The 16,974-nt window shown below is 63.3% G+C and carries 16 protein-coding genes and 1 tRNA gene; 12 read left to right on the forward strand and 5 right to left on the reverse strand.

The genetic code is table 11. The annotated features are described in order from the left end of the window. Window positions 1-37: 37 nt before the first annotated feature. A complete protein-coding gene (locus SPISAL_RS02630) occupies window positions 38-2,839 on the reverse strand; it encodes a valine--tRNA ligase (protein ID WP_016352928.1) in 2,802 nt (933 codons plus the stop codon). A gap of 15 nt (window positions 2,840-2,854) precedes the next feature. Then, window positions 2,855-3,274 (reverse strand): DNA polymerase III subunit chi, encoded by a 420-nt coding sequence (locus SPISAL_RS02635; RefSeq protein ID WP_051111879.1) that lies wholly within the window; start codon window positions 3,272-3,274, stop codon window positions 2,855-2,857. A gap of 101 nt (window positions 3,275-3,375) precedes the next feature. On the opposite strand from SPISAL_RS02635, the gene lptF reads away from it, so the two are divergent. Both lptF and lptG read left to right on the forward strand, forming a co-directional pair. Next, window positions 3,376-4,461: an LPS export ABC transporter permease LptF gene (lptF, locus tag SPISAL_RS02640; protein ID WP_016352930.1), complete on the forward strand. Its 1,086-nt coding sequence runs from the start codon at window positions 3,376-3,378 to the stop codon at window positions 4,459-4,461. Beyond that, window positions 4,458-5,522, forward strand: coding sequence for an LPS export ABC transporter permease LptG (gene lptG, locus SPISAL_RS02645; protein ID WP_041389493.1), 1,065 nt, complete (start codon window positions 4,458-4,460; stop codon window positions 5,520-5,522). Before lptF ends, lptG begins: the two co-directional genes overlap by 4 nt. On the opposite strand, the gene SPISAL_RS02650 is transcribed toward lptG, so the two are convergent. Continuing rightward, window positions 5,519-5,944, reverse strand: coding sequence for an RDD family protein (locus tag SPISAL_RS02650; protein ID WP_016352932.1), 426 nt, complete (start codon window positions 5,942-5,944; stop codon window positions 5,519-5,521). The genes lptG and SPISAL_RS02650 overlap by 4 nt on opposite strands. A 109-nt stretch (window positions 5,945-6,053) precedes the next feature. Between SPISAL_RS02650 and SPISAL_RS08800 the strand changes: the two genes are divergently transcribed. Further along, the gene (locus SPISAL_RS08800) at window positions 6,054-6,638 is read left to right on the forward strand and encodes a hypothetical protein (protein ID WP_016352933.1); all 585 of its coding nucleotides are present in this window, start codon (window positions 6,054-6,056) and stop codon (window positions 6,636-6,638) included. Here SPISAL_RS08800 and SPISAL_RS02655 read toward each other — a convergent pair. Next, window positions 6,617-6,691, reverse strand: a tRNA-Glu gene (locus SPISAL_RS02655). The genes SPISAL_RS08800 and SPISAL_RS02655 overlap by 22 nt on opposite strands. 104 nt (window positions 6,692-6,795) lie before the next feature. Here SPISAL_RS02655 and pcnB point away from each other — a divergent pair. The 6 genes from pcnB to pgi are packed head-to-tail and all read left to right on the forward strand — an operon-like array spanning window position 6,796 to window position 12,520. Next, a complete protein-coding gene (gene pcnB, locus SPISAL_RS02660; protein ID WP_245539906.1) occupies window positions 6,796-8,118 on the forward strand; it encodes a polynucleotide adenylyltransferase PcnB in 1,323 nt (440 codons plus the stop codon). A gap of 9 nt (window positions 8,119-8,127) precedes the next feature. After that, window positions 8,128-8,607 carry a 2-amino-4-hydroxy-6-hydroxymethyldihydropteridine diphosphokinase gene (gene folK, locus SPISAL_RS02665; RefSeq protein ID WP_016352935.1) on the forward strand — a complete coding sequence of 160 codons (480 nt, stop codon included), beginning with the start codon at window positions 8,128-8,130 and terminating at the stop codon, window positions 8,605-8,607. A gap of 4 nt (window positions 8,608-8,611) precedes the next feature. After that, on the forward strand, window positions 8,612-9,262 hold the full coding sequence (locus SPISAL_RS02670; protein ID WP_016352936.1) for a deoxynucleoside kinase: 651 nt from the start codon (window positions 8,612-8,614) through the stop codon (window positions 9,260-9,262). Window positions 9,263-9,267: 5 nt separating this feature from the next. After that, complete coding sequence (panB, locus tag SPISAL_RS02675) at window positions 9,268-10,068, forward strand: 3-methyl-2-oxobutanoate hydroxymethyltransferase (RefSeq protein ID WP_041389157.1); 801 nt, start codon at window positions 9,268-9,270, stop codon at window positions 10,066-10,068. 2 nt (window positions 10,069-10,070) lie between these two features. Beyond that, complete coding sequence (panC, locus tag SPISAL_RS02680; protein ID WP_016352938.1) at window positions 10,071-10,928, forward strand: pantoate--beta-alanine ligase; 858 nt, start codon at window positions 10,071-10,073, stop codon at window positions 10,926-10,928. A gap of 14 nt (window positions 10,929-10,942) precedes the next feature. Beyond that, complete coding sequence (gene pgi / locus SPISAL_RS02685) at window positions 10,943-12,520, forward strand: glucose-6-phosphate isomerase (RefSeq protein WP_016352939.1); 1,578 nt, start codon at window positions 10,943-10,945, stop codon at window positions 12,518-12,520. Here pgi and queG read toward each other — a convergent pair. Then, window positions 12,485-13,564: a tRNA epoxyqueuosine(34) reductase QueG gene (queG, locus tag SPISAL_RS02690; RefSeq protein WP_081633248.1), complete on the reverse strand. Its 1,080-nt coding sequence runs from the start codon at window positions 13,562-13,564 to the stop codon at window positions 12,485-12,487. The genes pgi and queG overlap by 36 nt on opposite strands. 108 nt (window positions 13,565-13,672) lie before the next feature. Here queG and SPISAL_RS02695 point away from each other — a divergent pair, with 108 nt between their 5' ends. From SPISAL_RS02695 to SPISAL_RS02705, 3 genes are all read left to right on the forward strand, one after another. Next, entirely contained in the window at window positions 13,673-15,148 is a 1,476-nt protein-coding gene (locus SPISAL_RS02695) for a bifunctional ADP-dependent NAD(P)H-hydrate dehydratase/NAD(P)H-hydrate epimerase (protein WP_016352941.1), read from the forward strand. A gap of 17 nt (window positions 15,149-15,165) precedes the next feature. After that, a complete protein-coding gene (gene tsaE / locus SPISAL_RS02700) occupies window positions 15,166-15,564 on the forward strand; it encodes a tRNA (adenosine(37)-N6)-threonylcarbamoyltransferase complex ATPase subunit type 1 TsaE (protein ID WP_016352942.1) in 399 nt (132 codons plus the stop codon). A 110-nt stretch (window positions 15,565-15,674) separates the two neighbouring features. After that, window positions 15,675-16,973, forward strand: coding sequence for an N-acetylmuramoyl-L-alanine amidase (locus tag SPISAL_RS02705; protein WP_016352943.1), 1,299 nt, complete (start codon window positions 15,675-15,677; stop codon window positions 16,971-16,973). Window position 16,974: the final 1 nt, after the last annotated feature.

A 16,974-nucleotide genomic window follows, 5' to 3' on the forward strand; every position in this document is an offset into this window, starting at 1 on the left:
ATGCCGTGCGAGCTAGACCTCGGCAAAGCCCCTGCGCTTAGAGCTGCTCTATTCGGACTCGCTGCTCATTCAGCCGCTCCAGCGCCGAGCGTGCCTCGCTGAGTTTGTCGCGCTCGCGTTGAACGACGTCAGCCGGTGCGCGATTCAGGAAATTGTCATTCGCAAGCTTGCCCTCGGTTCGGCTGAGTTCATCGGCGAGGCGCTTGCGCTCCTTGTCAAGGCGCGCGAGCTCAGCCTCCTTGTCGATGAGTCCGGCCATCGGCACCCGAATCTCCAGATGATCCACCAGCGCTAGCGCCGACTCCGGCGCTTCCTCTCCGGTTGGGAGCACAGTGATCGACTCCAGCCGGGCCAGGAAATCGAGCGCCTGACGATGGCGCGCCACTCGCTCCTCGTCGACGGCGCCCGCGTTTTGCAAGAGCACAGGCAGGGGGCGGCCGGGTGCGATATCCATTTCGCCGCGAATGCGGCGGATGCCGAGGATGAAACGCTGTAGCCAGGCGATCTCTTTCTCCGCCTCCGTGTCCTCGCGCCCGGGTTCTGGTACCGGGAAGCGCTGGCGGATTAGGGTGCCGGTGGCATCGCCGGCAAGCGGCGCGATCCGCTGCCAGATCTCCTCGGTAATGAAGGGCATGATTGGGTGGGTCAGGCGCAGCGTGGCCTCGAGGACGCGCACCAGGGTCTGACGGGTCCCGCGGCGGGCTGCATCGCTCGCCTCGCCCTGGAGTACCGGTTTGGCGAGTTCGAGATACCAGTCGCAGTACTCATCCCAGATGAACTCGTAGATCGCCTGAGCGGCCTGATCCATACGATAGCCGTCGATGGCGTCTATCACGGTGCGCTCGGTGCGTTGCAACCGGGAGATAATCCACCGCTCGGCCGCGCCAAGTTCGATATCACCGCCCTGGGTGCCGCAGTCCTCGCCTTCTGTGTTCATGAGCACAAAGCGCGCCGCATTCCAGAGCTTGTTGCAGAAGTTGCGGTAGCCATCGACACGGCCCATGTCAAAGACGACATCCCGACCCGTGGTGGCAAGACTGGCGAAGGTAAAGCGCAGCGCATCGGTGCCATGGGCGGCAATTCCGTCGGGGTAGGCCGTGCGGGTCTGGCGCTCAATGGTTGGTGCAAGCTGCGGCTGCATGAGCCCGGTTGTGCGCTTGGCGACCAGCGACTCCAGATCGATCCCGTCAATAATGTCGATGGGGTCGAGCACATTGCCTTTCGATTTCGACATCTTCGCGCCATCGGCGTCTCGCACCAGGCCGTGGATATAGACCTCATGAAAGGGAACCTGGTCTTCGAACTTGAGCCCCATCATGATCATGCGGGCCACCCAGAAGAAGATGATGTCGAATCCGGTGACCAGCACGCTGGTGGGGTAGAACGTGTTCAACTCGGGGGTGCGCTCGGGCCAACCGAGGGTGGAGAAAGGCCAGAGGGCGCTGGAAAACCAGGTGTCGAGAACATCCTCATCCTGATGCAGGGTGATGTCCGCGCCGAGGCCGTGACGCTCGCGGATTTCTGCCTCATCACGACCCACATAGACATGGCCGTCGGCATCATACCAGGCAGGGATGCGATGGCCCCACCACAGCTGCCGGCTAATGCACCAGTCCTGAATCTCCTCAAGCCAGTTGTAATAGGTCTTGGTCCAGTTCTCCGGGACAAAGCGGATATCGCCCTGACGGACGGCCTGAATGGCGGGTCGGGTGATCTCGCTCCAGCCGCCGGGTCGGCCGTCGGTCTGCGTCTCGCGGGTCAGGTCCACAAACCACTGGTAGGTCAGATACGGCTCAACCACCACACCCGTGCGGTCACAGCGGGGCACCATCAGGCGATGAGGCTCGACGGCCTCAAGCAGGCCCGCTGCCTCGAAGTCAGCCACGATGCGCTCTCGGGCCTCGTAGCGATCAAGTCCGCGGTAGGTGACCGGCGCATGATCGTTGACGCGGGCGTCCTCGGTGAAGATGTTGATTGGCTCACAGCCATGCCGCAGACCGACCTGATAGTCGTTGAAGTCGTGGGCCGGGGTGATCTTGAGGCAGCCGGTGCCAAAGGCCGGATCCACATACTCATCGGCCACGATCGGAATCTCCCGGCCGACCAGCGGCAGGCGGATCCGCCGGCCGACGAGATGGCTGAAGCGATCGTCCTCGGGATTCACGGCCACCGCGGTATCACCGAGCATGGTCTCTGGCCGCGTGGTGGCCACGACCACGGATTCATCGCTATCGGCCAGCGGATAGCGGAGCTTCCAGATCGAGCCTTGCTCCTCAGCCGATTCGACCTCGAGGTCCGAGACCGCGGTCTGCAGAACGGGGTCCCAGTTCACCAGGCGCTGGCCTCGGTAAATCAGACCTTGTTCATGCAGGCGAACAAAGACCTCGCGCACGGCGTGAGAGAGGCCTTCGTCCATCGTGAATCGCTCACGCGACCAGTCCACGGAGGCGCCCAATCGGCGCATCTGGTTCTGGATCGTCCCGCCGGACTGATCCTTCCACTCCCAGATTTTCTCGACGAAGGCCTCGCGCCCCAGCGCCTGGCGTGTGGTGCCTTCGGCATTGAGCTGACGCTCCACGACCATCTGGGTAGCGATCCCCGCATGATCAGTGCCTGGCTGCCAGAGGGTGTTGTTGCCCTTCATCCGGTGATACCGCGTGAGCACATCCATCAGCGTGTCCTGGAATGCGTGTCCCATATGCAGGGTGCCAGTCACGTTGGGTGGCGGGATCATGATGCAGTAGGGATTGCCCTCACCGCTCGGCTGAAAATCGCCGTTGCGCTCCCAGGTCTCATACCACTTGGGTTCGATCTGACCGGGGTTGTAGGTCTTCTCCATGGTCTCTGGCTGCTCCTAGGACTCGATGCGGTGGGTCTGGGGGGTTGCCCCTGCCTGCTGGTAGTCTCGATAGCGCGTTCGGCCGGTCTGGCGTATCGGCTCCTCGGCGCTGATAATTTCGGCAATGCGCGTGCATGTGGTCCAGTCGTCGGGCAGGGCGTCGGTCAGGTTGATCATCAGGTCACCAGGCGCCGGCGCCGGGCTGATGACAATCGGGTTGTCGCCATCGAGCGACTCGCGGCCGTGAGGGATGAAGCTCACTTCATCAAAAGTCCACAGCGCGTTATCCAGCCGCTCGGCCGCCGCCTCGTCGGCCACACGCACCTGGACCGTATGCCCCTCGCGCCAGGCCCGGGTCGCAAGCCGGCAACAGAAGTGCTCTCTGGCCTCGGTGCCCTCAAGTGCCAGTATGTAGAAATCGACCCGCGGCATCATCGGCCCTGCGGCTGTACCATGGTCCCCTGGCGCACTGCCTGATCGAGGAAGATCGCATTGCATAAACGCTATAAGACTACCCCAGCCGGTGGGTTGCTGTCGTGGGGCTGACCCGTCTCAGTCGCTATCTGCTGCGTGAGGTCCTGCTGGCCTGGCTCGCGGTGACAGTCGTGCTGTTTGTGGTGCTACTGACCAACCGGCTGGTGCAGTTCATGGCGGATGCGGCCAGTGGCGATATCCCGGCGGAGGTCATTTTTACCCTCCTCGGGCTTAAAGCGACCGCTAATCTGGGCGTGGTGCTGCCCGGCAGTTTCTTCCTGGGTGTTGTGCTGGCACTGGGCCGGCTTTATCGCGACTCGGAAATGACCGCCATGGCCGGTTGCGGCATTGGACCGTGGCCCATTTATCGCGGGATCTTGGCGGTCGCGCTGCCACTCGCGCTGCTGGTGGGTGCACTGACGCTGACCCTTGGGCCGGCTGCCGAGCGCCAGGCGGATCGTGTTGTCGCCAACGCTGAGCAGACGGTGCAATTCCGGGGTTTGCAACCAGGTCGGTTCCTGGGGCTGGGTGGCGATACCACGGTCTACGTTGCGACGATCACTGAGGAAGGCCGGATGAATCAGGTTTTTGCTGAGCGCCAGACAGCGGATGGCCGGGAGATCTGGGTAGCGACAGCGGGGCGACGCGCGGTCGATGAGGTCGCGCCTGGCGAATTCCTGGTGCTCAGTGATGGGCACCGCTATCGCGGTGAGCCGGGACAGAGCGACTGGCAGCTGCTGGCTTATGATGAGTACGGCGTGCGGCTGTCCGAGCCGGACCCGATAGAGCCTGGTGTTGGCTTGGATGCCCGGCCGCTGGGTGAGGTGCTCGATGCTGCAGATCCGAGGGCGAGGGCTGAGCTGGCGCAGCGCCTGTCTTATCCATTGATGGTTTTTGTCCTGGCGCTTGGCGCCCTTCCGCTGGCGCGCACGGGTCCCCGCAGCGGACGGTATGGACGAGTCGTCATTGCGGTACTCATCTTCATGATTTATTTCAATTTGCTGATTGCGGTGTCTGACTGGGCGGTTCGCAGCGCAATCCCCGTGTGGGCGGGTGTCGGTGGAGTGCACCTCGTCGCGTTGGCGGTTGTGCTTGCCGGGCTTAGCGTTCGGCTCGGAATCCGCTGGCGGGGATGGGCACCGCAATGATCCTCACCCGCATCGATCGCTATGTTGCGGTCACGGTGGTGGCCGGGGCCTTGGCTGGCCTGTTTGTCATTGTATGCCTGAGTTTCGTATTCGAGTTCATCGACGAGGCGGATAATATTGGCCAGGGCGGCTACGGGCTGCCTGACGCCATGTTGGCGGTGGGTTTGTCGATGGTCCAGCGGGCATATGAGGCGTTCCCGATGGCAACGCTGATTGGTGCGCTGGTGAGTCTTGGCGCCCTGGCGGCGCGCAGCGAGCTTGTCGTCATGCGGGCCATGGGATTGTCGATTGGGCGTATCGCGCGACCGGTGGTCCTCGCCGGCGTGGCCCTGGCGGTTCTTGCCGCTGCCATAGGGGAGTGGGCAGCGCCGCCTGCCACCCGACTGGCGCAGAGCCTGCAGGCCCAAGGCAGCGATGGCGGGGTCGCAACAGCCGGCGGCGATCTCTGGGCGCGGGACGGCGCTTACATGCTGCGGATTGACCGGGTATTGCAGCCCGACTTGCTGGCCGGTGTGACTGCCTATGAAATCGAGGGTAATCAGCTCACGCGGGTGATCACGGCCGCGGGTGGGCGCTACGTCGATGGCGCTTGGCAACTTGACGACGCGGAAGTGACCCGGCTGGGTGAGGATCGCGTGTCAGTCAGTCCGATGGCCTCGCTCGAGCTGGGTGGCGAGCTGCGTCCGCGAACGTTGGAGGTGGTTGTCGTCGATGCCAGCACGCTCGCAATCAGCGAGATCCTGCGCTACATCGGTTACCTGGAGACCAACAGCCTGGACAGCGGGCGCTATCAGCTCGCGCTTTGGGTGAAAGTGGCGACTCCCTTGTCCACCGTGGTCATGCTGCTGCTCACGGTGCCGCTGGTATTCGGGTCGCAACGCAGTGCCGGTGTGGGCCAGCAGATCTTTCTGGGTGTGTTGATTGGCCTGGCGTTTTTCCTGCTCAACCGGTTTCTCGGGAATGCCGGTCTGGTGTACGGGTTGCCGGCGCCGGTCAGCGCGCTTGCGCCGACGGTGTTGTTTGGTCTGCTGGCATGGCTGGCGCTGCGCCGCACCCGTTAACGGCGTTTGGGTTCGAGGGAGAGGTACGTCCGCGAGAGGCGGTCGTGCCAGGTCAATCCCTCGCGGTCGATGAGGGCCCAGAGAAAGCCGCCGCCCGCCGGTAGCCAAGACACAATGGCGGTGACAAAGCGGTGGGTCGCCGCCCGTGTTGAAATGCGCTGGCCGTGTGCATCAACCAACCGGAGCCGCCACGCCTGCATGCCCAGCGTCCGCCCACCGATGACCCAGAAGCCCACAAAGAACAGATAGGCGACGCCGAGCAGATAGACGCGAAACAGACCGTCCCCTGCCGTCGCTGCCTCACCACCCTGGAGGCCAATCCACAGCGCGGCGGCACCCATCCAGATGGCAATAAGCAACATGCCGTCGTACAGCACGGCGGCGAGACGGCGAAGGAGGCTGGGGCGCTGATCAGGGTCCATACTCATCTTGGCCAAAAGTTTATTCGAATTTGCGCTGGCCGGCACCTCCCCGCCGCTGTCGTGGCATGATGTGGGTTGTTTTTGATCAGGCGCTGGGATAGTGCATCGGATGAGTACAGAACAGAGCTTTCCACGGGTTCACCAGATTCGGTTTGCCTACTCGAGTCTTGAGGACCGCATCGCCATGCACTTGACCATGGTGGCGGGGGGCGGTCATATCGCTTGGCTCTCCAGGCGTGCGCTGATGTCGTTGACCCAGCACTTGAATCACGTATTAAAAGAGAGCCATCCCGCTGGCGAGGGCGGGATGGCTCACGACACCATCATGGCGCTAGAGCACATCGGTGCCCGAGCTGAACTCGCCGCGCAGCGCGATCATGAGCGATCTTTGGAGACGGGCGACGAAGACCCGGGTGCTGAACCGCCGATCGAGTGGACGCATCATCTGGTGACCGAAGCGCAAGTAGAGGCGCAAGACAGCCACATCGTGCTGGCATTGCTTGGACAGCCGCGACCGGGCGAGCCGGAGGAGCGCATGCGTGCCGAGCCGATCGGTGGGCTCGCGCTAACACGGGTGCATGCTCACGAAGTGCTTCGGCTAATGGTCGCCAATGCGCATGAGGCGGGCTGGCGAATTGATCAGCCGATCGAATGGCTGAACGTCAGGAGAGATGGCGCTCCCACGGGGACTTGAACCCCGGTTTCCGCCTTGAGAGGGCAGCGTCCTAACCGCTAGACGATGGGAGCACGGTTTCTGGCATTCACCTGCGAGACGATTGTGATCGGCCCGGTCGGCGAGGGCTGGTATTATACGGTCTCAAAGTCCTGGTACAAGAGGCGTGTTTCGCTCCGTGACTGTTTCCCAAAGCCCCTCCATTGAACCCACCATTGTCCCCCGCGATGAGCATGTGATCTCGCGAAGCCACATCAGCGAGCGCGCGTTGACGGTCCTGTATCGGCTCAAGAACGCGGGCTATGGCGCCTACCTGGTCGGTGGTGGCGTCCGCGATCTCTCATTGGGCCGCGAGCCCAAAGATTTTGATGTCGCGACAGATGCCACACCGGATGAGGTGAAAGCCCTGTTTCGCAACTGCCGACTGATCGGCCGACGCTTTCGCCTGGCCCATGTCCACTGGGGCCCTGAGATTATCGAGGTGGCCACATTTCGGGCGCTGCACCCGCCAGAGGCGGAGGACGACGGCGATCGGGTGCTTGAGGACGGGATGATCCTGCGCGACAACGTCTATGGCACGATCGAGGAAGACGCGCTGCGCCGCGATTTCACGATCAACGCCCTGTACTACGACATCGCGACGTTCTCGGTCGTGGACTACGCCGGTGGTATGGCGGATCTCAAGGCCGGTCGGTTGCGGCTGATCGGAGACCCTGAGGTTCGTTATCGTGAAGACCCGGTGCGCATGCTGCGAGCGGTGCGCTTTGCGGCAAAGCTTGGCTTTGTCATTGACGAGGCGACGGCCCAGCCCATTCCCCGCATGGCGGATTCGCTTGATGACATTCCGCCCGCGCGGCTCTTCGATGAGGTGCTTAAGCTGCTCATGGCCGGGCAGGGTGTAGAGACCTTTGAGTCGCTGCGCCAGCACGGGCTGTTTCGCTATCTGTTCCCCGCCACCGACACGGCGCTGGATGACGACGAGCATGGGCAGTTCATCACGTTCCTGGCCAGAGCCCTCGAGAGCACCGACCAGCGCGTCAATGCAGACCGCCCCGTGACGCCCGCCTTTTTGTTTGCGGCACTGCTCTGGCCGGCCATACTCGCTCAGTTGCCCCGCGGCAAAATGGTGAGCGGTATTGATCGGGAGTTATTCGAGCAGTCCATTACCGAAGCCCTGGAGCGCCAGCTTCGCCAGGTCGCTATTCCCAAGCGCTTTGGACTACCCATGCGCGAGATCTGGGCCATGCAGCCACGATTCGACACGCGCTCGGAGAAGAAAGCCACACGCTTGTTCTCTCACCCCCGATTTCGCGCCGCCTACGATTTCCTGCTGCTGCGTGCCGAAGCGGGACTCGCTGACCGGGATTTGGCCGAATGGTGGCGGGCGTTCACCACCGAGAGCGCGGATGCGCCACCGCCGACACCGGCTCGCCGGCGACGGCGTGGGGGGCGTCGGCGCGGCGGTGGCTCGCCAGCGCCTGAGCGTGCGGGTAGCGATTAGTCGCCGGGCATGCGCAGCTACATCGGTATCGGCAGTAATCTGGGTGATCCGGTTGCGCAGGTTCGCTGGGCACTCGCGGCGCTGGCTGGGATACCGCTGACGCGCGTCGAACAGGTGTCCTCGCTGTATCGCAACCCGCCGATGGGCCCGGCAGATCAGCCGGATTACGTGAATGCGGTAGCCGAGCTGGAAACGGAGCTCGATGCCCGGGCGCTGCTGGCCGAACTCCACCATTTGGAGGCGGAGGCGGGCCGCCTCCGCGATGGTCAGCGCTGGGGGCCTCGATTGCTTGATCTCGATATTCTGTTACACGGCCGTGAGCAGATTGATGAGGCCGATCTCACGATTCCGCACGTCGGCCTGCCGAGGCGCGCGTTCGTCCTGTATCCTCTGACAGAAATTACCCCGAGCCTGGACATCCCGGGGCTCGGGCCGCTCCGAGACCTGCTAGTGGGCGTTGATGGCAGTGATCTCATAAGACTCGGATAAGGGCATGACACAGGGCGGACTGAATTACGTAGTGGTCGAAGGCCCCATCGGGGTCGGTAAATCGCGGCTCACAGAAAAGCTCGCCGAGCGCCTGGGGGCTGAGGCCCTGCTTGAGCGCAGTCAGGAAAATCCTTTTCTTGAGCGTTTCTACCGCAACCCTCGGGAAGGGGCCTTTCCTACCCAGTTATTTTTCTTGATGCAGCGTGCCGAGCTCCTCTCGCATCTGCGCCAGAGTGATTTGTTCCAGCCTCGTGTGGTCGGGGATTTCCTTTTTGCCAAGGACCGGCTCTTCGCCGAGCTCAATCTGGATGCCCACGAATTCGATCTCTACGATCGTGTCTGGCAAAGCCTCTCTCCCGGCGTGCCGGCACCGGATCTGGTCATTTACTTGCAGGCGCCCGTTGAGGTGTTGCAAGCAAGACTGCGCAAGCATGCCGTTGGCCCGGAGGCCCGGCTTGAAACGGACTATCTTGAGCGCCTAGCGGGTGCCTATGTGGACTTTTTCCACCACTACAGCGAATCCCCGGTGTTGATCGTTAACAGCGCGGGGATTGATCCTGCGGGTGATGAGCGACACCTGGATTTGCTGATTGAGGAAATGAGCCGTGCCCGCACAGGCCGCCATTACTTCAACCCGGACATGAGCGTACTCTGAAGGGCATGACGCAACGGATAACGCTCTCGACACTGCGGCGGATGAAAGCCGACCGCGAGCCGATCGTCGCCCTGACGGCCTACGACTACAGTTTCGCTCGTGCGGTGGATGCCGCCGGGGTGGATGTGGTTCTTGTGGGCGATTCCCTGGGCATGGTCATGCAGGGCCATCCGGACACCGTGCCGGTCACCCTGCAAGAAATGGCCTATCACACCCGCTGTGTAGCCAGGGGGCTCGAGCGCGCCTATCTGATGGTCGATTTACCCTTTCTCAGTGACCATGACGCCGCCAGCGCATTGACGAGTTCCAGTGTGCTGATGAAAGAGGGCCGGGCGGATATGGTCAAGATCGAGGCGACAGCCGAGCAGGCCCCGATTGTGGCGGCGCTGTCCGCTGCTGGCGTGCCCGTCTGTGCACACTTTGGGCTGCGCCCACAACGGGTGGGGCAGATGGGCGGCTATCGCGTCCAGGGCCGCAGCGACGCTGAGGCGCAGGCGGTGCTGGCCGATGCCCGGGCGCTCGAGGCGGCGGGTGCGGATCTGCTCCTGGTCGAATGCCTCTCAGCGAGCGTAGCGGCACAGGTTCAGGCGGCCGTCAGTGTGCCGCTGATTGGTATTGGCGCGGGTGTTGACTGCGATGGCCAGATTCTGGTGCTGCAGGATATTCTTGGTATCACGCCTGGCCGGCCGCCGACGTTCAGTCATGACTTTCTGGCTGATGCCGGCAGTATCCCTGACGCCCTCGCCGGCTACACTCAAGCTGTTCGAGCCCGCACGTTCCCCAGGCCGGAACACGGTTTTCAGTAAGCATGCAGGAGATCACGTCCATTGCCGCGCTGCGTGAGCAGGTGGCGGCCTGGCGACGGGCCGGCGAGCGCATTGGTTTTGTGCCGACGATGGGTAATCTCCATGGCGGGCATCTGGCGCTGGTGGATGAGGCGCGGGCGCGAAGCGATCGCGTCGTGGTCAGCATTTTCGTTAACCCGACCCAGTTCGCGCCGGGTGAGGACTTCGAGGGTTATCCGCGCACGCTAGCGGCCGACTGCGCCGCGCTCAAACAGCATGCGACTGATTTAGTATTCACACCGCCGGTTGAGGCGATTTACCCGGATGGCCCTGTCCTGCGCACAGCGGTCAGCGTGCCGGTGCTCAACGATATCCTGTGCGGCGCGTCGCGGCCTGGCCATTTCGTGGGGGTGGCAACGGTGGTGACCAAGCTACTCAACATCGTCCAGCCGGATCTGGCCGTGTTTGGGCTGAAGGACTATCAGCAGTTGCTGGTGATCAAGCATCTGGTGCGAGATCTCAGTCTGCCCGTGGAGATCGTTGGCGGCGCGGTGGCCCGGGAACCGAGCGGCCTGGCATTAAGCAGCCGAAACGCCTATCTGAGTGAGGCTCAACGGGCCCAGGCCCCGGTCCTCTACCAGACATTGCGTGATGTGGCGAAGCGCCTCGCCGAGGGCGATGGCGATCTCGCAGGCCTGGAGGCCGAGGGTCTGGCGCGTTTGCAGCATGCCGGTCTGACACCGGATTACCTTGAGATTCGTCGGGCGAGTGATCTGGGGCGACCCGCGCCCAGCGACTGTGATCTCGTCATACCGGCAGCCGCCTATCTGGGCCGGGCACGGTTGATTGATAACGTGCAGGTTCGCCGCCCGGCATCGTGAAGCGAGGAGGTTGAATGCCATCACTCGAGACGCTACCGGCATGGCAGACGCTGGTTGACCGCCGTGAGGCCATCCGCGCAACGCGGCTGGTCGATCTGTTCGATGCGGATCCGACGCGCTTCGATCAGTTTTCACTGGAGACCGAGGGGTTGCTGCTGGATTACAGCAAACAGCCCATAGACGCGGCGACCTGGCAGGCCCTGCTGGCCCTCGCTGAGGCATGTGATCTGCCCGCGCAGCGTGAGGCCATGTTCAATGGCACGGCGGTGAATAGCACCGAAGACCGCGCCGCGCTGCACACGGCGTTGCGCCAGCCAGCGGCGGAACCGGGTCCGGCGGGTGAGGCCATCCACCGAGAGGTAATGGATACCCGGACGCGGATGGCTGAGCTGGCTGAGCGTATACGGTCGGGCGAGTACATGGGCGCAACGGGCAAGCCGATTCGCCATGTGATCAACATCGGTATTGGTGGCTCGGACCTGGGTCCGCGCTTAGTGCTTGAGGCCCTGGCGCCGATGGTGGATGGGCCCGCGGTGCATTTTGTCGCCAATGTGGATGGCGTGGAGCTTGAGCGCGCGCTGGCGGTTTGTGATCCCGAAACGACGCTGGTGCTGGTTGTCTCGAAGAGTTTTGGCACCGTGGAGACGATGGCCAATGCTCATGAGGCGATGGCCTGGCTGCGCCGGCGAGTCCCGTCTGATGCGGTCATCGAGCGCCAGGTGTTGGCTATTACGGCCAATCTCGAGCGGGTTCGGGCCCTGGGGCTGGATCCCGCCCTGGCCCTGCCGATGCGCGACTGGGTCGGTGGGCGCTACTCGCTCTGGTCGGCAGTGGGGTTCGCCATCCAATTGGGGATCGGGTCCGACTGCCTTGAGGCGTTGCTCGCCGGTGCGCATGGCATGGATCAACACTTCAGGCGGGCACCCCTCGACGCCAATATGCCTGTCATCCTTGGCTTGCTGTCGGTATTCAATGGCACGTTGCTGGGTCGGCGTAGCCAGGCCGTCGTGCCTTATACCGAGCGCCTGGGGCGGCTGTCGGCCTATCTCCAGCAACTGGTTATGGAGAGCAATGGCAAGTCCGTGGATCGGCTCGGCAACCCGGTGGCGGTGCCAACCGCAGGTGCGATTTGGGGCCAGACCGGTACCCCGGGTCAGCACGCGTTTTTCCAGGCGCTGCACCAGGGCACAGACGTGGTGCCGGTGGATTTCATTGGCGTGATCCGCCCGGTGGCGGGTGAGCGCGGGGATCCCCTCGAGCTGACGGCTCATCTTTTTGCCCAGAGCCAGGCGCTCATGCAGGGCCGTGGCGGAGCCGATGTGCCGGCCGCGCGAGCCTGTCCGGGGAATCGGCCCAGTAACACGGTGTTGATTGATGCATTGACGCCCGAACGGCTGGGTGCGCTGATTGCGCTGTATGAGCATCGCACTTTTGCTGAGGCGGCGGTGTGGGGGATCAATCCCTTTGATCAATTCGGCGTGGAACTGGGCAAGGGGCTGGCGGCTGACCTTAAACCGCTGCTAGGCGGGGCAACACCGGAAACGCCGCTGGATGGATCAACCGCGGGGTTGATCGCTCGTTACCGAGGGTAGCGTCGCTGATTGGAGCTGGCGGAGCGCCCAGTCCACATGCTCTCGCACCAGGTCGGATGGATGCTCGAGGCGCTCACTCAGCGCCTGAATGGCCTCAGGGTCAGCCGGGCCATTGCCGAGCGCAACCGCGAGATTGCGCAGCCAGCGTTCGTGGCCGAGCCGGCGGATTGCTGAGCCCTCGGTGCGCTTGAGAAAGGTCGCCTCATCCCAGCGGAACAGCTCGATCAGTGAGGCGTGTTCCAGGCCATGGCGTGGATGAAAATCCGCCTCATCCGTGGGCTGCGCATAGCGATTCCAGGGGCAAACGGCTTGGCAGTCATCGCAACCGAACACCCGGTTGCCAATGCTGGGCCGTAGCGCTTCCGGAATGCTGCCCTCATGCTCGATCGTCAAATAGGAGATACAGCGCCGGGCGTCCAGCTGCCGGGGCCCGGTGATGGCCTGGGTGGGACAGACATCAATACACGCCCGGCAGCTGCCGCAGAGGTCTTCAACCGGTGCATCCTCAGGGAGGGGGAGATCGGTGAAGAGCTCACCAAGGAAGAAGTAAGAGCCGGCCTCACGATTGAGCAAAAGGGTGTTTTTGCCGATCCAGCCCAGGCCGGCGTTGCGCCCGAGTGCCTTTTCCAGCACCGGGCCGCTGTCGACGAACGCGCGATAGCCGAACGGTCCCACCGTTGTCTCGATCTGCTCAGCGAGTTGCTGGAGGCGGCGGCGCATCAGTTTGTGATAATCCCGGCCCAGGGCGTATCGGGCGACAAAGGCCCGTCGGCGATCGGCAAGGATCGCATCGTCCGCCTCCAGGTCCGGTGGGCGGTAGTCCATGCGCACGCTGATAATGCGCGCTGTGCCCGGGATGAGCTGGTCAGGGCGCGCGCGCTTGACACCGTGCCGGCCCATCCAGCGCATCGTGCCGTGACGGCCCGCCTTTAGCCAGCGCAGCAGATGCGCCTCGTCCTCGGCCAGCGCCGGTTTGGCAATGCCCACGCTATCAAAACCGAGCGCCTCCGCCCATTGACGGAGTGCCACGGCGAGACGTTCCATATCCGGCATCGCAGGTTGTGCGGTCTCGGCCAAAACAGACTCCGGCTCAGAATAGGGGGCCAGTTTAACGACTCAGTAGCTATAGGTGGCAGAGGTATACTGACGAGTATGGATGCATTGCCCGACGCCCTTTACACCCCGGAGCAGGTCCGTGCGCTGGATCACGCGGCGATCCATGACAGCGGTGTCCCCGGTCGGGTCCTGATGCATCGGGCCGGGCGATGCGCATGGCTTCTCCTGGCGAGCCGGTACCCGCACGCTCGGCGCATCCTGGTCCTATGCGGCGGGGGGCATAACGGCGGTGATGGGTTTGTGATCGCCCGACTGGCCGCGGAGGCGGGTCACCGAGTCGATCTGTGTGTCTTGACCGATCTGCAGGCGCTCGAGGGAGATGCGGGTCTGGCGGCCCAGCAGGCCTGCGAGTGCCTGACGCCAAGAGCGTTTACACCTGAGCTTGCCGCTCAGGCGGATGTCATCGTGGATGCCCTGTTAGGTACCGGCCTGGATCGTCCGGTGACCGGTCGCTTTGCCGAGGTAATTGATGCGGTAAATGCCGCGGGTCAGCCGGTGATGGCCGTGGATGTGCCCTCCGGCCTGAGTGCGGCCACGGGAAAGGTCCTTGGCACCGCGGTTCGAGCCGCTGTTACCCCGACATTTATTGGCCTTAAACGCGGCCTTTTCACGGGCGATGCCGCCGATTATGCCGGAGAGGTCCTATTCGATGATCTCGGCGTCCCTGCTGGGGTTTATCAAGGCATTACCCCCGCGGCTCAGCGTTTTCCCGCGACCGCATTGTCCCGTTATCTGCCGGTCCGCCCGCGGGGTGCTCATAAGGGGGCGTTTGGCCACGCGCTTGTGATCGGTGGCGACCGCGGGCTGGGGGGTGCTGTGCGGATTGCCGGCGAGGCGAGCGCCCGTTCAGGTGCCGGTCTGGTCTCAGTGGCTACGCGGTCTGAGCATGTCGCGCCGTGCCTGGCGGCCCGACCGGAGTTGATGGTGCAAGGCATCGATCAGCCGGAGTTGATCGCGCCGCTGCTGGAGAAGGCATCCGTGGTGGCTATTGGGCCGGGGCTGGGGCAGGACAAGGCCTGGGGGCGGCGGTTATTTGGGGCCGCTTTAGCGGCTGGGCGGCCGTTGGTCGTGGATGCGGATGCATTGAATTGGCTCGCACAGTCGCCGGTGGCTCGACCAGACTGGGTGCTTACGCCCCATCCGGGGGAAGCGGCACGACTGCTTGGCTGCTCAACCGATGCCGTCGAGGCCGATCGGTTCGCCGCCGTCACAGCCCTTGCGGAGCGCTACGGGGGCGTCGTGGTGCTCAAGGGTGCTGGGACGCTCGTGAGCGATGGACAGCGATGCCGCGTGATTGAAGGCGGTAATCCGGGCATGGCCAGCGGCGGGATGGGTGATGCGCTGACGGGGGTTGTCCTGGGCTTACGCGCTCAGGGGCTATCAGCGTGGGAGGCTGCTGCGGTTGGTGCTCGGGTGCATGCTGAGGCCGGCGATCGGGCCGCGCGCGATGGCGAGCGCGGATTGCTGGCGGGTGATCTTGTGGATCAATTGCGCGGCGTGGTGAACCCGTGAAGAGCCGTTGCGTTTCGTTGCCAGACGAATCGGCCACGCTGGCGCTGGGGGCAGCCTTGTGGCCGCAGCTGCCCGTCACTGGCTGTGTCTATCTCTCTGGCGATCTTGGCGCCGGGAAAACCACGTTGGTGCGGGGTCTGCTGCGTGCTGCAGGCCACGACGGCGCGGTTCGTAGCCCAACGTATACGTTGATTGAGCCCTATGAACTGGCGGGCCGACAGGTCTTTCACCTCGACTTATACCGCCTGGGTGATCCCGAAGAGCTCGAGTTCATCGGGCTACGTGAGCTGCTCGGGCAGGGTTTGTTGCTGGTGGAATGGCCAGCGCAAGGGCGTGGCGTGTTGCCGGCACCGGACTGGACGATCGATTTAGCGGCTGACGGGCAAGGCCGCCAGGCCACGTTGGCGATTCAGTGAGACTTTGAGCTAAAAGACGGCCCTATCTTGTTATTCACGCAAGGTTTTCCTTGAAACCTCGCCGGCTTTATGGCATTACTCCCGCCAGATTCGAGTTTTGAGGCTACCCGATGCGCGCCGCGATCCTGTCTTTAACCCTGTTGCTGACCCCAGCCGCTGCGATGGCTGAGGTCGTCGTCGAAGCGATCAGGACGTGGCAGGGCCCTGAGCACACGCGGGTGGTGTTCGATCTCTCCGAGCCGGTGAGGCACGAGCTGTTCGTGCTCGACGACCCGGATCGGGCGGTTGTCGATCTGGCGAACACCCAGCTCAGCGATGAGCTCGTTGACGGGATTCGTAGCGAGGGGCCGATTGAGCGGGTGCGCACCGGTCAGCGCGACGATGGTGTCCGCATTGTTTTTGACCTGGATCGTGCGCTGAAGGCTGAGGGGTTCGCGGTTGCACCGAATAGCCAATACGGCGACCGGCTCGTCGTCGATCTACTAACGGGCGAGGGTTCAACCGAGGGTTTGCTTGTGCAACGGGAGCGCGAGCGGACACCGGTGAAGACCAGCAATGGGACGCCCCGGGGTGATTTTGTCGTGGCCATCGATGCCGGCCACGGGGGCGAAGATCCTGGCGCCATTGGCCCAGCCGGGACCTACGAAAAAGACATCGTGCTCAGTGTCGCCAAGCGACTGGCGCGGCGTGTTGATGCGGTGGACGGATTGCGTCCAGTGCTCATCCGGGATGGTGACTACTATGTCGGGTTGCGTGACCGGACGCGCAAGGCGCGGGCGGCGAATGCTGATCTCTTTGTTTCACTTCATGCCGATGCCTTTACCGATCGACGGGTGAAAGGCTCCTCGGTCTTCGTTTTGTCGCGCAATGGTGCATCCAGTGAGATGGCGCGCATGCTCGCCCGTAGCGAAAATGCCGCCGATCGTATCGGCGGGGTGTCGCTAGGGGACAAGGATCCTCAGGTGGCCTCTGTTCTGGTCGATCTGTCTCGCGCGCACACCGTCGAGGAGAGTCTGGCCTTTGGCAAAGTAGTCAAATCCGAGCTCTCGGCGGTGGGCGACGTTCATGGAAAAGGCGTTGAGCAGGCGGGCTTTGCGGTGCTGAAAAGCCTCGATATGCCCTCGGTACTGGTCGAGCTTGCCTTTCTGTCCAATCCGGAAGAGGAGCGACGCTTGAAATCCGCGGATTATCAGCGCCAGCTGGCTGGCGGCATCCTCAATGGCATTCGTGAGTACGCCGGCAGCGAGCGCCCCGATCTTCGACTCGCCGGCGGCGAATACACGGTGGAACGCGGCGATACCCTATCGGAAATCGCGGCTCGCCACTCGGTGTCCGTGCAGTCTCTGCGAAGTGTGAATAACTTACCTGGCAATCAGTTGCACGCCGGGCGGACGCTGCAACTTCCCTGAT

Origin of the sequence: Spiribacter salinus M19-40 (genome assembly GCF_000319575.2) — a bacterium.
In the GTDB taxonomy this organism is placed as follows: domain Bacteria; phylum Pseudomonadota; class Gammaproteobacteria; order Nitrococcales; family Nitrococcaceae; genus Spiribacter; species Spiribacter salinus.